This window comes from Paenibacillus thiaminolyticus, from assembly GCF_007066085.1.
Lineage (GTDB): Bacteria > Bacillota > Bacilli > Paenibacillales > Paenibacillaceae > Paenibacillus_B > Paenibacillus_B thiaminolyticus.
The window spans coordinates 5,389,798-5,405,007 of sequence record NZ_CP041405.1; the positions used below are offsets into that span (position 1 = coordinate 5,389,798).

14 protein-coding genes are annotated in these 15,210 nt (G+C 54.8%); 9 read left to right on the forward strand and 5 right to left on the reverse strand.

Translation table 11 applies throughout. The annotated features are described in order from the left end of the window. Positions 1 to 56: 56 nt before the first annotated feature. The 5 genes from FLT43_RS23885 to FLT43_RS23905 all read left to right on the forward strand — a co-directional run bounded on the left by FLT43_RS23885 (position 57) and on the right by FLT43_RS23905 (position 5,970). Positions 57 to 1,598 (forward strand): glycosyltransferase family 4 protein, encoded by a 1,542-nt coding sequence (locus FLT43_RS23885; protein ID WP_244194078.1) that lies wholly within the window; start codon positions 57 to 59, stop codon positions 1,596 to 1,598. Positions 1,599 to 1,748: 150 nt separating this feature from the next. Next, entirely contained in the window at positions 1,749 to 2,906 is a 1,158-nt protein-coding gene (locus FLT43_RS23890; protein WP_087441186.1) for an ABC transporter ATP-binding protein, read from the forward strand. After that, positions 2,899 to 3,612, forward strand: a complete 714-nt coding sequence (locus tag FLT43_RS23895) for an ABC-2 transporter permease (protein WP_087441185.1) — start codon at positions 2,899 to 2,901, stop codon at positions 3,610 to 3,612. The genes FLT43_RS23890 and FLT43_RS23895 overlap by 8 nt, the downstream gene beginning before the upstream one ends. A gap of 7 nt (positions 3,613 to 3,619) precedes the next feature. Beyond that, a complete protein-coding gene (locus FLT43_RS23900; RefSeq protein ID WP_087441202.1) occupies positions 3,620 to 5,002 on the forward strand; it encodes a GldG family protein in 1,383 nt (460 codons plus the stop codon). Continuing rightward, positions 4,999 to 5,970, forward strand: coding sequence for a DUF4340 domain-containing protein (locus FLT43_RS23905; protein ID WP_087441184.1), 972 nt, complete (start codon positions 4,999 to 5,001; stop codon positions 5,968 to 5,970). The genes FLT43_RS23900 and FLT43_RS23905 overlap by 4 nt, the downstream gene beginning before the upstream one ends. Before the next feature lie 66 nt (positions 5,971 to 6,036). Here FLT43_RS23905 and FLT43_RS23910 read toward each other — a convergent pair whose 3' ends face one another. Next, on the reverse strand, positions 6,037 to 7,038 hold the full coding sequence (locus FLT43_RS23910; RefSeq protein WP_087441183.1) for a ketoacyl-ACP synthase III: 1,002 nt from the start codon (positions 7,036 to 7,038) through the stop codon (positions 6,037 to 6,039). Positions 7,039 to 7,276: 238 nt separating this feature from the next. On the opposite strand from FLT43_RS23910, the gene FLT43_RS23915 reads away from it, so the two are divergent. Both FLT43_RS23915 and FLT43_RS23920 read left to right on the forward strand, forming a co-directional pair. Further along, on the forward strand, positions 7,277 to 8,446 hold the full coding sequence (locus FLT43_RS23915; RefSeq protein WP_164776616.1) for a YhcN/YlaJ family sporulation lipoprotein: 1,170 nt from the start codon (positions 7,277 to 7,279) through the stop codon (positions 8,444 to 8,446). 235 nt (positions 8,447 to 8,681) lie between these two features. Beyond that, positions 8,682 to 8,906: a helix-turn-helix domain-containing protein gene (locus FLT43_RS23920; RefSeq protein ID WP_006288225.1), complete on the forward strand. Its 225-nt coding sequence runs from the start codon at positions 8,682 to 8,684 to the stop codon at positions 8,904 to 8,906. Between the two features lie 246 nt (positions 8,907 to 9,152). Here the strand turns inward: FLT43_RS23920 and nagA are convergent, their stop codons facing one another. The 4 genes from nagA to FLT43_RS23940 all read right to left on the reverse strand — a co-directional run bounded on the left by nagA (position 9,153) and on the right by FLT43_RS23940 (position 13,053). Then, complete coding sequence (gene nagA, locus FLT43_RS23925) at positions 9,153 to 10,337, reverse strand: N-acetylglucosamine-6-phosphate deacetylase (RefSeq protein ID WP_087441181.1); 1,185 nt, start codon at positions 10,335 to 10,337, stop codon at positions 9,153 to 9,155. Continuing rightward, positions 10,330 to 11,058 carry a glucosamine-6-phosphate deaminase gene (gene nagB, locus FLT43_RS23930; RefSeq protein ID WP_087441180.1) on the reverse strand — a complete coding sequence of 243 codons (729 nt, stop codon included), beginning with the start codon at positions 11,056 to 11,058 and terminating at the stop codon, positions 10,330 to 10,332. Before nagB ends, nagA begins: the two co-directional genes overlap by 8 nt. 10 nt (positions 11,059 to 11,068) lie before the next feature. Next, positions 11,069 to 11,926: a MurR/RpiR family transcriptional regulator gene (locus FLT43_RS23935; protein WP_087441179.1), complete on the reverse strand. Its 858-nt coding sequence runs from the start codon at positions 11,924 to 11,926 to the stop codon at positions 11,069 to 11,071. 269 nt (positions 11,927 to 12,195) lie between these two features. Then, positions 12,196 to 13,053, reverse strand: a complete 858-nt coding sequence (locus tag FLT43_RS23940) for an AraC family transcriptional regulator (protein ID WP_087441178.1) — start codon at positions 13,051 to 13,053, stop codon at positions 12,196 to 12,198. A 209-nt stretch (positions 13,054 to 13,262) separates the two neighbouring features. Here FLT43_RS23940 and FLT43_RS23945 point away from each other — a divergent pair, with 209 nt between their 5' ends. Together FLT43_RS23945 and FLT43_RS23950 are read left to right on the forward strand one after the other, a co-directional pair. Beyond that, entirely contained in the window at positions 13,263 to 14,021 is a 759-nt protein-coding gene (locus tag FLT43_RS23945) for a sugar phosphate isomerase/epimerase family protein (protein WP_087441177.1), read from the forward strand. An 83-nt stretch (positions 14,022 to 14,104) separates the two neighbouring features. Further along, entirely contained in the window at positions 14,105 to 15,187 is a 1,083-nt protein-coding gene (locus tag FLT43_RS23950; RefSeq protein ID WP_087441176.1) for a Gfo/Idh/MocA family protein, read from the forward strand. Positions 15,188 to 15,210: the final 23 nt, after the last annotated feature.

Below are 15,210 nucleotides of genomic sequence, written 5' to 3' on the forward strand. Positions count from 1 at the left end.
CCATTGCTTCTGGAGGTGAAGGCTTCCGTATCTCTTACGAGGAACGGGCCACGAAAATGAAACCGACTATGATGTTATTTTCGCATATGTGCAACCAAAATTTTACTACCGGGGCGGAGAAACATCTTCTTTTTCTCGCTCACGAGTTAAGGACCTGGTATGAATGCATTATCATCGTGCCGCAGGAAGGTCGATTATCGGGTCTGGCTCGGGAAGCCGGCATTCAAAGCGAGATTATGCCCTGCCCGCTGATGTACTCTCTCATCCGGCCGGACGCCAATCTCCTGGAGGAGTGGGAGCGTTGGAAGGGGACTCCCGAATTCGAGGCCATCGTCGACCTGCTGAAGTATATGCAGCCCGACATCGTCTTGACGAATACGGCGATCCACCAGCTTCCGGCCGCCGCAGCCGAATCGCTGGGAATTCCAGCCCTGTGGGTCATCAATGAGACCATCGCCGCTACTCCGCACACCTCTCTCGCCGCGGAGCTTATCAGCTCGCATGCCGATGGCATTATCGGCACATCGGAGACGACGCTTCAACCGATCCGCCCTGCGGCGGGGGGCACCCCTCTCTATCTGCTGCCTCCATCTTGGCACCCGAACGCGCTTCAGCCCCGCTCTTGGCCCCGCTTCCGCCGCAGCAAGAGAAAAGAATTGGGGATAGCGGCGGGACATGTGCTGATCGGATATATAGCGGCTGCCCTCTATCCCGAAAAAGGGCTGGACCATTTTATCCGAATGGCGCTTCGAGTGGCGGTTCAGAGGCCGTTCGCCCGCTTCGTCATCCTCGGAGAGCCGACGGATCACGGTTACTACGATGCCTGTCTCGAGATAATTGCGAATTCTCCTTACGCCGATCGGTTCTGGTTCATTCGCTTCGAGGCGTCGGTGCAGCATGTGTATCCTGCGATGGATATTGTCGTGGTGCCCAGCTTGCTGCCGGAGGGCTTCGGGTTAACGGCGCTGGAAGGAATGATATTCGGCAAGGCGGTCATTGCTTACGCGTCAGGCGGATTAGCGGAAATATTAGCGGCGACGGGGAACTCCATGTACTCGATAGAGACCGGGAACGAGGCACAACTGACACAGGCCGTTGTTGATGCAACCCGCAGCCCTTCTGTATGGAAAAGGGCGGGCATTCGCAACGGGAAGAACGCCATTCGGGTATTTGGCCATGCCGTGTTCCGTGATCGGCTGAAGAAGCTGCTTATTAGTCAGGTCCTTCACCATCGGCACAAATACCAAGTCATCCAAGGGGATGCTCCCGATGTGTTCGTCGCCGAATCGGATAGCGGCACTTACCGCTGCGTTACTCCCGGCATGCCGGAATATGCATCACTGCTGCCCCAGGCACGCCGGATTCCCGCCGACATCCTGTACGGCGTTATATCTCCCGCAGGTTCACCGGACGACCAACTGCGGCTGCCCTTGTTCCGCCACCCGCAACTGCACGGCGGGCGGAGAGTGAGGCGGGGCGGGCGATTTCACCGCCGCAGGCGCCATTGGCCGCGGGCGTTGCGAGCCCGCAGGCGGAAGGGGAAGGGGGTCCATCGCTCCCGGATGCACCGAGGCAAGCGTCTTCGAAAAAAGCGATAACCGTTCACAAAATAGACATATTTTTTTAAGTTTCGTTTCATTTCCGTTTAATCTTGCTTTAGGTATTGCGGCTTATGATCGGGAGATAGACTGCGGCGCGCCGCCGGCAGGCGGTGCGACCGTTATCGCAAATGAAACGGGAGGTCTACGATGTTAGAAGTGAACAACGTCAGCAAATGGTATGACGATCGCCGGGGCGTGGAGGATCTTCAATTCGCCATCGAGCAGGGCGAGATAGTCGGCTTCCTGGGGCCCAACGGGGCAGGTAAGACAACGACGATGCGCATGATTACCGGGTACTTGAACCCGACTCGCGGCAGCATCTCGATTGGGGGCTTGACGATGGCGGAGGACGGCGCCCAGGCAAGAAGCAAGATCGGGTACTTGCCCGAGACGCCGCCCCTCTATCCTGACATGTCGGTGAAGGCGTATTTATCGTTTATCGCCGATCTGCGGGGAGTCCCTGTACGGGAGCAGAAGCAGCGCATCGCGGAAATGCTGGACAAGCTGGGGCTGCGCGGAAGAGAAAAGCAGATGATTCGCAGTCTGTCCAAAGGGTACAAGCAGCGGCTGGGCTTGGCGCAAGCCATTATGCATAAGCCCGATCTGCTTGTGCTGGACGAGCCTACGTCCGGGCTTGACCCGAACCAGATTATTGAGATACGCGAGCTGATACGCGAATTGGGAGAGCAGCATACCGTTCTGCTCAGCACTCATATTTTGCCTGAGGTGAATACGTTGTGCAATCGGGTCCTCATCATCCATCAAGGCCGTCTTGTGCTGGATGAACGGCAGGATCGCCTTGGGTTAGTGATGGGGCAGACCTCCTCGCTGCAGCTGGAAGTGAAAGGACAGGAGTCCGAGATCATCCCTATTTTAACAGCCCTTCCCGAGGTAGTGTCTGTTGATGTCCTGGCTGAGGCCGCCGAGCCGGTACCCGGGAACGGGACGGAGCAGAAGAGAGAGACTGGGGATGAAGAGACTGAATCCCGTGCCAGCGTACGCTCCGGCAGTTCAGCTGCGGAGGCGGCGGCAGAATCCGGCATCGCGGCGGAACATGCGGGCGCGAATGAGGCGGGCGCCGGAATAGGAGCCGGGGAAGAGCAGACCGGAGCGTCGCAGCCGGATTCCGGCACTCCGATTGTTGCGCTTCGCGTCATTCCGGCAGAACAGACAGATGCGAGGGAGTCTATTTTTTTCGCACTTGCGAAGGCGGGTCACCCGATTCTCGAGATGAAGCGGGATACGACCAGTCTCGAGGACGTGTTTATTCGGCTTACGACCGAGGAGGAGGTGCAAGATGCGTAGATTTCGGGCGATCTTTCGCAAGGAGCTGCAAGCTTATTTCACCTCGCCGGCTTCTTATGTGGCGTTTGCTGTCTATATGCTTATTTCGAGCATGATGTTTTATTTGAATTTCGTGATGTTCCAGCCCAGTATCATTGATTTCCGGCTCGTCTCGGGCAATGCGGTGTTCATGTATGTCTTCGTCATTCCCATGTTGACGATGCGGCTGCTGGCGGACGAGTTCCACCAAGGCACGGATGAGCTGCTGTTGACCTCACCGGCCCGGCTGAGCCACATCGTGATCGGCAAATATGCGGCGGCGCTTGTCGTGATGGTGCTGCTGGTTGGTCTCAGTCTGCTGTACCCGCTTATCATGTCGTTCTTCGGCCCGCTGGATTGGCCGGTTCTGCTTACTTCGGTACTCGGGATGCTGCTGTTAAGCGCAACGATGGCCGCCGTCGGCTTGTTCGCGTCCAGTCTGTCGCAGCACCAGATGGTGGCGGCAATCGCGGGCGTGGTCATGCTGCTTGCCTTCTGGCTGCTCGATATGCCCGCATCCACCTCTCCGGAATGGGGAAGCTGGATTGCGCCATTTGCCATGAATCTTCGTCTGGAGTCATTTATGAAGGGTGTGATTAGCGGGGCGGACGTACTCTTTTTTGTAACGCTTTCCGCCGTGTTTATCGTGCTGAGTATTCAAGTGCTGGACAGAAAGCGGTGGAGGTAACATGAAGATGAAAACATGGCTGCGTCGTGGCAATGCGGCAATGATCTCGGCCGCAGTAGTAGGTATTTTCGTGCTGATGACTTATATATTTCAATCCTTCTCGGGATGGCAGTGGGACGTGACGAAGAATAAATCCTTTACGTTGTCGGAGCAGACGTTATCGGCGCTCGCTTCCATCGAGAATCCGATCGCCATTAAGCTGTTCACGACCCCGAACGATGATGAGGTGCTTGTTCGCGAGGTCGCCGACATGGCGGAGGAATATGCGAAGCGCAACCGGAATATTTCATTCAAGCGGTATGATCTGCTGAAGGAGCCTTCGCTTGCGGAGCAGTACAAGCTGACGGCAAGTTCGATTGTATTCGAACAGGGAACCCAGCGGAAAACGGTTGGCTTATTTGAAATGTTCCAAGCCGGGGATGGATATTCGTATCAGTTCAGCGGCGAGGAAAAAATGACACAGGCGCTGCGAAGCCTGGCTTCAGACAAAAAGTCAAAGGCTTACGTTCTTAGCGGTCATCAGGAATTGCCGCTGGCGCAAATGAATGTGCTCCGGACAAGCTTGGAGGAGGACAATGTGGAGCTCGAGGATCTGAACCTGCTGCAGAAGGGCAGCATTCCAGAGGATGCCAATCTCATTATGATAATTGGGATCAAGCAGGATTTGAGCGACAAGGAAGCAGAACTGCTGCAGAAGTATGTGGAGGGCAATGGAAAGCTGTACATTGCGCTCGGGTTCAATGAAAAGATGGCCACGGAGTGGACGAATATCGATGGTCTGCTCAAGTCGCTCGGCGTCGAAAGCACGAACTCGGTCGCCGTCGAGCCATCGGAAGGATTGCTGTATGATCCGTTCACGATTATGCCGGATTATAACGAGCATCAGATGACAGAGAAGCTTATCCAATACCGGATGATGATGACCTTGTCGTTAAGCATTCCGCTGAAGCTTAGCGAGAACGATACGTATGAAGTGCAAGAAATATTGCATACGACGGAACAAGCGTACGGAGAGACGGATATTCCGCGCCTGGTTCAAGAAGGCAGCGAACAGGATGATAAGGATATTGCAGGTCCATTGACACTCGGATCGGTCGTCGAGTCGAAGGACGGGCAACCGAAAGCTGTCATAATCGGCGGCTCCAGCTATATGGCGGATGCTTATATTTATACGCAAGGCAATCGCGACTTCGCGTTGAACAGCATCCACTGGCTGGGGGAGAATCAGGATCAGGTAACGATCCGGCCGCGCGAGAAGGATGCCTACCAGCTTGCGTATTTAAGCCCGGTTCAAGGAAAAACGATTTTGTGGGTGACCGTCATCGGATTTCCGGCCGTGCTGCTTCTCATTGGAGCGGGACTATGGTGGAGAAGGAGATATGCGTCATGAAGAAGCTGATGCCGGCCGCACTGCTGCTTATTGTCTTCGGCATTCTGTACTGGTATGCATCGGCGAATCATTTTTTCATCGATATAGACAAGGAAGCGGAAGCCGTGCCTGTCCTCGTGAAGGCGGCGGCCGAACAAGTAGATGCCATTGAATTGGAGACCGAAGGGAAGCAGTTGAAGCTAATAAAAGTGAAGGAAGAATGGAAGGTGGAGGGGAACGAGGATTATCCGGTAAGCTCTTATGCGGTATCCGATTGGATCACGACGTTCACCGGCGTTGCGGGACAATCCGTTGTGGAAGAGGAAGCGGCGGATATGGCCAAGTACGGCCTTGATCATCCCGTTGCGGTGTACTCCATTCAAGAAGGAGGGAACGTCCGCCAGATTGAGGTCGGAGAGAATACCCCGGTTCCCGGAACGGTCTACGCCCGGGCAGATGGCGGGAAGACAGTCTATCAAGTGTCTGAATCCGACTTGTCGGGCCTGAAGCGCTCTGCCTTTGACTTTGCCCGGAAGGAACCGTTGACGTTCACGCTGGAGGAAGTTCGGGAATTCAAGTGGTCATGGGAAGGACAAACTTATGATCTGAAAAAGGAGCCAACAGCGGAAAATTCGGGCGATGAAACAGAGAATTGGAGCCTGAACGGCAACAAAGTGACGCAAGAAAAAGCGGTCTCGCTTATCAATGCTTTCCGCTTCCTGATGATTGATCGCGAGCCAGAACGGGCACAGGCTATATCCGGATCCGGTGCGAAGGAGGATTGGCCGCTGACGATTACGCTGCAGCCAGAGACAATTGACCAGGTACAGCAGGAAGAGACAGCGGTGACGAAGCGATATGGCGGCTACATGAAAGAGGGGCATATGTGGATAACGCCGGAAGGCGGCGCATGGGCTTATCCGGTTGATGAGTCATCCTTCAATGAAGCGATTCAGACGTGGCAGGATGACGGCACACAGGATGAATGACAATCCAATCCAAAGTAAAATCAGACACGGCTGCCGTTCACGGGCAGCCATGTCTTCTTATTGAACTTATTGCACTTCAGGCCAGCGGAGCAGAAGCGCCGCTTGGGAGAAGCCGCCTCCGAACCCGTACAGCAATGTCGTATCGCCAGGCTTCAGCTTCCCTGCGGCCAGGGCGAGGGAGATGGCTAGCGGAATGCTTGCCGCTGATGTATTGCCATAATAGGTGACGCTCGTTAAGGTCCGTTCCATGGGAATGCCGCTTCGCTCACTAATCGCTTCGATCATTCGGAGGTTGGCGCTGTGCGGAACGAACCAGTCCACCGCATCCGCTTGCAGTTGAAGCTGGGACAGGATCTTTCCGACGCCGATAGGGATTTGCTGCAGCGCCCATTTATATAGTACGCGGCCGTTCTGCACCAATTTCCCATCCTCTCTAAGTTCTACATCTCCAATGCGGTCGGCGGTGGCGCGACGGTACAAGACCGCTTCCGTATCCCCCGTCGTAGCCGACAAGGAGGCCATAAAGCTGTCTCTTCGATCATCCGCCTCGAGCAGCATCGCTCCAGCGCCATCGCCGAACAATATGCAGGTGCTGCGATCGGTGTAGTCTACGGTCTGGCTCAGCACTTCCGTTCCGATCACGAGGACGCGCTGATGCAGGCCTGCCTCAATTAAGCCAATCCCTACCTGAAGTCCGCTAACGAAGCCTGCGCAGGCATTGGAAATATCGAGAGCCAATGCATGATGCATCCCGAGCCGAGCCTGGACAAGAGCCGCCGTATTCGGGAAAAAAGCATCCGGAGTGGATGTGGCAACCAATACCGCATCCACCTGCCGCAAGTCAATTCCGTGGCGCTCCGCCAAGTCATTGGCCGCCTTCACCGCCAGATCGGAGGCGTAGACGCCCGGATCCGCGATCCGGCGTTCCTTCATTCCAGTACGCGTAACGATCCATTCATCATTCGTGTCCACCATCGCGGCCAGTTCGTTATTGGTCAATCGACGCTCGGGGACAAATGAGCCAAAAGCGGTAATGCGGGCTTTCGTATGCAAACGTGTTATTGGCATAGGTTTCCCTCCGGTATGCTGATATTAGTACCTGGTACTAAATAATAATGCTCCGATGCCGCCTTGTCAACGAAATTTGCAGCCGCTAAGGAAGAGATCTTGTCTGTCTGCGGAAATTTGCATAGTACAGAAAGGAGTGGCAAGGGCGGTAAAACCTATCGGCATAACATCCCGGCCTCGGCGCATGCTAAGTGTGGTGATAATCCACTTGAAATCATCTACACAAGGAGGAAAAGCGATGCGTAAAAAGATGGTTCTGCTCACATTGGCAGCGGCAATGGTCATGTCCATGGGGTTGACGGGCTGCGTGACGACCAAAGACAATGTCACGACGAGAAGCACCAAAAATAACATGCGTACCCGCACAACCCATGACGGAATCTACCCTCTTGGCATGAATCCGAATTTGGACACCAACGCGAACAAATATCACGGTACCCGCTACGGAACCCGAGGTTATGGAGTAGACGGAGTTCGCGGCTATGGAGTAGACGGTACCCGTACTCGAGGCTACGGCGTAGACGGCATCGGTACTCGCGGCTATGGCGTTGACGGCATGGGCACTCGCGGCTACGGCGTAGACGGTATCCGAGGCTTGGGCCGTGGCTTGGGCATGGACGGAATAGGCACCCGTGGCTACGGATTAGACGGAATGCGCGGCTACGGCGCAGATGGAGTCGGCACCCGAGGCTATGGTGTTGACGGATCTACCCATGGTTATGGCACCCATGGCTATGGTACGCATGGTTATGGTACGCATAACTATGGCATAACCGGCTATGGAGTTGACAGCAGCCGTCTGCACGGCTACGGCACCGGTACTCATTCCATGACCAACATGCACATGAACAAGAAGATCGCTGATAAAATTGCCCGCATGAAGGGAGTCAAATCGGCGAACGTTATGTTGACCAACAATAATGCGTATGTGGCTGTGTCGACTGACGGCCATATGAAGACAAAAGGAACTGCAAAGGGAACTCATCACCTGAAGACAACAGGAACTCATCACCTGAAAACAAAGGCTACCCATCACCGTGGAACAGGCGCTAAAAGCCTGAGCAGCAAGGGCGGAACCGGAAATCTGAATGCGCGTTCCAAGACCCATGCACATAATATTGGCACAACCGGTGATGTGTCAGAGGACTTGAAAAAGCGCATTGCCGAGATTGTTAAAAAAGACGCGCCGCAATGCAATCAAGTATACGTGTCAGCCAACCCTGATTTCGTCCAACAGATGAATCAATTCATGAAGAGTTCGGCAGCCGGCCATCCGTTAACCGGATTTTCGAGCCAATTTCAAGACATGGTTCATCGTATTTTCCCAACTCAAGAAGCCGGAAAAACAACTCAGATGAACGTCAGCCATCCGAAGCGAATGCACAAAATGGCTCCTGGGGTAAGATAACAAACGGAAAGGTACCGCGTTCTGCGCTCTTGGCAGACAGGCGCGGTCCTTTTCGCTACATACGGTTTATCGTGCAGCATTCTGCCCGAATTTATGCAATAGTGACGGGGAACGCAGAGGATAGGCCCATTTTTGAGAAGCACCGCACCAAGTGATAACGCCCTTCATACTATAACTTTGACTGTATCCCTTAACCTTGTTAAATAACAAAAATCCGGGCAAGGAGGGGTGACACTTGAAGGGTAGCGATCACAAAAGCAAGTTCCTGTTGACGAACCGTGAACGCGAAGTCTTTGAATTGCTTGTTCAAGACAAAACGACCCGCGACATCGCGCAACTGCTGTTCATTAGCGAGAAGACAGTCCGAAACCACATCTCCAACGTGATGCAAAAATTAAATGTGAAAGGTCGGTCGCAAGCGGTTGTCGAACTGATCAAGCTTGGGGAGTTAAAAATCTGATGATAAGCCCATCGCCCTGACCATTGCAAACTTCTGCTCCTGCGGCAGCGCCTGACCCAAGGACAGAAGTTCTTGAATGAGCAAGTCGCTATGGCTTGCATTCAATAGATCACAGCGTCGTCTGCCGGCTGCCCGCACACTGGGTCTGGCAGTTAGACGCTAATTTTTTTGCCTCTAACTGCACAGAAAGAGAAGGCCCATGCTGCAGGAGCAAAGGCCTTGGAATAGCGTGAATTTGACGAGGGTTTAGGCTTGCTGCATATGGCTGCGGCCCTTGACCCAGACTTGCCGGATATTCAGATCGCCGTCAGTCCAGACAAGATCGGCTTGCTTGCCGACTTCGATGCTGCCGGTCACGTCATCGATGCGGAGTTGCTTCGCCGGATTGATGCTGGCCAGACGGGACGCTTCCACGAGGGACAGGCCTACCTGCTCGATGACGAAGCGGACAGCGCCGATCATCGTCAGGGTGCTGCCTGCCAGCGAATTGCCTTCCGTCAGCCGGGCTACTCCGTCCAGCACGGTAACTGGAAGGCCGCCCAGCTCGTAAGCTCCGTTCGGCATGCCCGCCGCGGACATCGCGTCCGTGATGAGCACGAGCTTGCCCGGCGCTTTGGAGCGGGCGAGGAGCTTGATGCATGCGGGATGTACGTGATGGCCGTCCGCAATGACCTCAGCCGCAATCCGATCGTCGGTCAGGACCGCCCCGGCGACGCCCGGATTGCGGTGATGAACCGGCGACATCGCGTTGAAGGTGTGCACTGCCTGGTTCAGGCCGGCATTGACCGCCTCGGTCACCTGCTCGAACGTCGCGTCGGTATGGGCGGCCGCCACATTGATGCCGTGAGCCCGCGACCAGCGAATCGCTTCGATCGCATGCTGCCGCTCCGGAGCGAGGCTCAACTGCTTCATGACGCCCGGATGGTTCTTCTCCCATGCTTCCAGCCACTCGATTTGCGGATCAAGCATATAGGCTTCGTTCTGCGCTCCTTTGTACTTCGGATTGACGAACGGTCCTTCGAGGTGAAGGCCCGTCAGCTGCGCATAAGGCATATCCTGCTTCATATAGGCGTCTACGGCAGCGACGACTGTGTCCAGCGCTTCGCGGGACTGCGTCATAGACGTGGCGAGCATCGCCGTCGTGCCATGCTCCATATGGAAGCGTGTGATCGTATCATAGGCTTCCGCGGTCGCGTCCATGAAGTCGGCGCCGAAGCCGCCGTGGACGTGCACATCGATGAAGCCGGGCAGCACATATCCGCCTTCGGCATCGATGGCCTCGTCAAGCCATATGCGTTCCTTATCCGACAATTGTCCCGATGTGCCGATGAAGGCAATGCGCCCTTCCTCCACGCGGACGACGCCATCCGCCAGGATGCCGTTCGGCGTCACGACGTTAGCTTGCTTCACCGTAAATGTTGACTTACTCATGGAAATGTTTTGCCGCCTCCTTGTCGAGTAATACGACGACGTTCGGGTGAGTCTGAAGAAGAGAAGCCGGGAGATCCGTCGTAATCGGGCCGGTCAGCGCGCGGTGAACGATATCCGCCTTATCCGCGCCGCGGACGACGAGCATGATCATTTTCGCCTTCAGGATGGAGCCGACGCCCATCGTAATCGCCTGCGTAGGCACTTCGTCAATCGATTTGAAAAAGCGCTTGTTCGCCTGGCGCGTCTCTTCTTTTAGCGTGACGACATGCGTGCCGCTCTGCAGGTGGCGGTCCGGCTCGTTGAAGCCGATATGCCCGTTATGGCCCAGGCCCAGCAGCTGGAGGTCGATGGAAGCGTCGAAGAGCTTTTGGTCGTAGCGCTTGCTCTCTGCCTCCAGATCGGCCGCGTTGCCGTCGGGCACATGCGTATTCTCTTGATCAATGTCAATGTGATCAAATAATTGCTTGTTCATGAACGTGCGGTAGGTCTCCGAATGATCGGAAGGCAGACCGACATATTCATCCAGATTGTACGAGGTGACCTGCTTGAAGCTGACATATCCTTTCCCGCAGAGCCGGATCAGCTCCTGGTAGATACCGATCGGGGTGCTTCCCGTAGCCAGCCCGAGCACGGCATGAGGCTTCGTCTGCACGAGGCTGGCAATAATGCTGGCCCCGTTCTGGTTCAATTCTTCATTGGTCTCGAACGTCAAAATATTCATTGTGTTGGTGTTACCTCCCTTTAGCTTTACGATACTTCCGTACCATCCGGTACGAGTGTTCCAGCATCGGAATACGCTCGTGGAACTCCTCACTCGTCATCCCCGCGAACAGGATATCGATGATATGCAGCTGCGCAATGCGCGATGCCATATCGCCGCGCCGGATGCCCTCCTCGAGCGAGGAAGCGAACAGTCGAATGTCTGCCAACGAGGCAAGACGGTTCGGTCCGACCTTCGTCAAGGAAATGGTGGTCGCTCCCTGTTCCTTCGCGCACAGCAGCGCCTCGATCGTCTCCGGCGTCTCGCCGGAATAGGAGATGGCGAAGGCTACATCCCCCGGACCGAGCCGGGAAGCCGATGTAATCTGCATATGCGGGTCGGAGAAGCAGGATGCCTGCTTGCCGATGCGAATGAGCTTCTGATAAAAATCCAACGCCACGATTCCGGAAGTGGCCATGCCGTAAAGATCGGTTTGCCGCGCGTGAAGAAGCGCATGCAGGGCCTGCTCCAACGTCTCCAGATCCAACAATCCGGTCGTATCGGAGATCGAGCGGATATGGTTGGTCTCGATAGCGGCAATGATGTCTGGCAGCGGGTTGCCTGCAATGATGTCTTGGTAAGTGAGCGGAACGCTCTGTTGGGCCAGGTCGGCAGCGAGCTTCGTCTTGAAATCGGGATATCCCCGGAAGAGGAGCGATTTGCAGAATCTCGTTACCGTCGCGGGCGAGGTGCCTGACTGTTCGGCGAGGTCCGTAATGCCCATCGTCACTACATTTCCCGGAAATTGCAAAATGTAATCGGCAACCTTCCGCTCCTGCGGGTGATATTCTTCGAATTTTTGCCGGATCGCCTGCAATATTGTGGACAAACCAATCATCCTTTTACGGTCAGATAGAATGAAAAAAATTTTGATAGATTTATACTTTAACATGAAAATTATTTCACTATTATCATAGTCAATTGGCAAGGAGAATACAAGGCGAACGGAAGGAAATACACAAATATATCGGTTTTTGCTTAGGTTCGGAACGGGGGTTCGTACAATGGCGTTCCATCGCCTCCAGAAGAGGATGAAAGAAAGAGCGGAAGACTTGATCTTCCGCTCCGTCCGGCCAGTTGGCAGGAGGACCAGTTTCCTCAGGATTCGGTGGACAGCTGGCGCTGATCCCGGAATTGGCGCGGGGATAATCCCATCCGATTTTTGAAGGTTCGGTAAAAATAGGTGTAGCTCTGAAAGCCGCACATCTCGGCAATCTGCTCCAGCGGCATGTAGCCGTGCAGTATTCGTTCGCAGGCGAGCGTAATCCGGACCTGGATCGCATAATCCATAATCGATTGCTGGAAGGTCTCTTTGAACACATGGGATGCCCGCGAGACGCTCAGTTGAACTGAATCGGCGGCATCCTGGAGCGAGAATGGCTCCGTCGCATGCACTTCGACATATTGCTTGATGCTGTGGGCCAACTGGGCCGTCCGGTTCATATTCAGGAAAGACGGATGCGTCCGTTCCGTCAGCGTCCGCCCGAGTATGCCGAAGAAAGCGAAGGTGAGATGCTTGACAATATCGTTCACCTTAATCGAACCGAAGAGGCGCTGCTCCTGCATAATCTCGCGCCAGAGCGACAACAGATGGTCGTCGATTCCGATCGCGGACTTGCCGGGGCGCTCTTGCTTCGCCCACCATTGGTTGACCCAGGGGCCGTTAAGAATCATGTAATAATCCAGACTGTGCACTTTGCGAAGCGGATCGGATACGTTCGGATTGCGGTAGCCAATCTTCAGATCATAATACCCGCCCGGGGCGAGCATCAGGAGATCGCCGGGCTTCAACTCCTGATACCCTCCGTCCAGCCAGGCGTGGCCGCTGCCCTCCAGCTGGATCCGGACCAGGTAGTGCTTCAGATCGGGAATGACGAGCGTCATCGCTTTGCTGTGCCGGGCATGTCCGGCGAACAGCAAGGAGATGTCCTGCCGCGGTTCACTGGACTGAGACATGTAAATCCCCCTGTTATTCTTGTTCTCATATACCTCGATTATATCAGACAATAGCAAGATTGTTCATGTAAAAATGATATCCTTCATTCACAGTCCGGGTACAATGTGGCACAATGAATGAAGTCCGATGTAAACCTTTTCAGAGGAGTGCTCGGCGAATACAATAAGGCAGCCTGTCCAATATTCAATTTAAAAGAGGTGCTTGGTCCATGAAAATCGGAGTGCAGCTTTATACGGTGAGAGACGAGACCGAAAAGAACTTCATCGGCACGCTGGAAAAGATCGCGGAAATGGGCTACGAAGGCGTAGAATTTGCCGGCTACGGCGGATTGAAGCCGCAAGAACTGGAGGACGCGCTCAAGCGTCTGAATCTTGCTGCCGCAGGTTCCCATGTCAGCATCGAGCAGCTTGTCGATCACCTCGACGAGCAGATTGAGATGAACACGGCGATCGGCAACCGGTACATTGCGTGCCCGTGGCTTCCGGAATCGCGGTACAACTCTCTCGAAGCCTTGCTGCATACGGCAGAGCAACTGGCGAATGCATCCGACCGGCTTGCTGAGCATGGAATTAAGCTTGGCTATCATAACCATGATTTCGAATTTACGAGAAAGCTCGGAGAAGATACGGTATTCGATACATTGTTCCGGCTCGTACCCGCAGGGAAGCTCTTCACGGAGCTCGATGTCTGCTGGGTGCAGTATGCCGGGCATGACCCGCTTAACGTCATCGCAAGCTACAAGGGACGAATTCCGTTAGTCCATTACAAAGATCTGCGGCGCGACGAGCATGGGCGCCCGCTTACCGTCGAGCTGGGAGAAGGCGAGCTCGATCTTGTCTCCATTGCCCGTGCGTCGAAGGAAGCCGGTGCGGAGTGGCTCATTGTCGAGCAGGATGAATGCCAGCGTCCAAGCCTGGAGAGCATACGCAACAGCAGACAATGGATCAAGGCCAATCTGGACCAATAAGACTGCCGACTACCATCGGCTTATAAAAATAGTAATACCAACCAGTTAATTATACCGAACATGCCTATAGGAGGAAAATGAATATGTCTAACATCTACAAGATCGCAATTATCGGCTGCGGGGGAATCGCGAACGGCAAGCATATGCCAAGCCTCAAGAAGCTGGACAACGTGCAAATGGTCGCATTCTGCGATATTATCCCGGAGCGTGCGGAAGAAGCCAAGGCGAAATACGGCATGGAAGACGCGAAAGTATACAGCGACTATAAGGAGCTGCTGAAGGACGGCAGCATCGATATCGTTCACGTCTGTACGCCGAACGACTCCCATGCGGAGATTACGATTGCCGCCCTGGAGAGCGGCAAGCATGTCATGAGCGAGAAGCCGATGGCGAAGACGGCAGTGGATGCGCGTCGCATGGTAGAGGCCGCGAAGCGCACAGGCAAGAAGCTGACCGTCGGGTATAACAACCGCTTCCGCTCGGACAGCCAATATTTGAAGCAGCTGTGCGAGGACGGAACGTTGGGCGACATTTATTATGCCAAGGCTCATGCGCTCCGCCGCCGCGCCGTTCCAACCTGGGGCGTGTTCTTGGATGAAGAGAAGCAAGGCGGAGGCCCGCTTATCGATATCGGCACGCATGCGCTTGATTTGACGTTGTGGATGATGAACAACTACGAGCCTAAGATCGTGCTCGGATCTTCCTTCCATAAGCTCGGCAGCCGTCCGAACGCGGCAAACGCATGGGGATCCTGGGATCCCGAGAAATTCAAGGTCGAAGATTCCGCCTTCGGCATGATCGTCATGAAAAATGGCGCAACGATCGTACTGGAGTCGAGCTGGGCGCTGAACGTGGCGCAGTCTGGAGAAGCGAAGTGTACGCTGTGCGGTACCGAGGCGGGTGCCGACATGTGGAATGGCCTCAACATCAACGGAGAGAAATACGGCCGCCTGTATGACCAGAAGATTGAATTGACCGCCGGCGGCGTCGACTTCTATGACGGTGAGGCCGAGAACGCTCCTGACCTGGAGATGCGTCTCTGGATCGAAGCGATCGAGCAGGACAAGGAGCCTGTCGTTACGCCGGAGCAGGCTTGCGTCGTCTCGGAAATTTTGGAGGCCATTTACGAATCGTCCCGTACGGGCAAAGCCATCTACTTCGATTAAGCCATTAAGCCATAGATTAGACA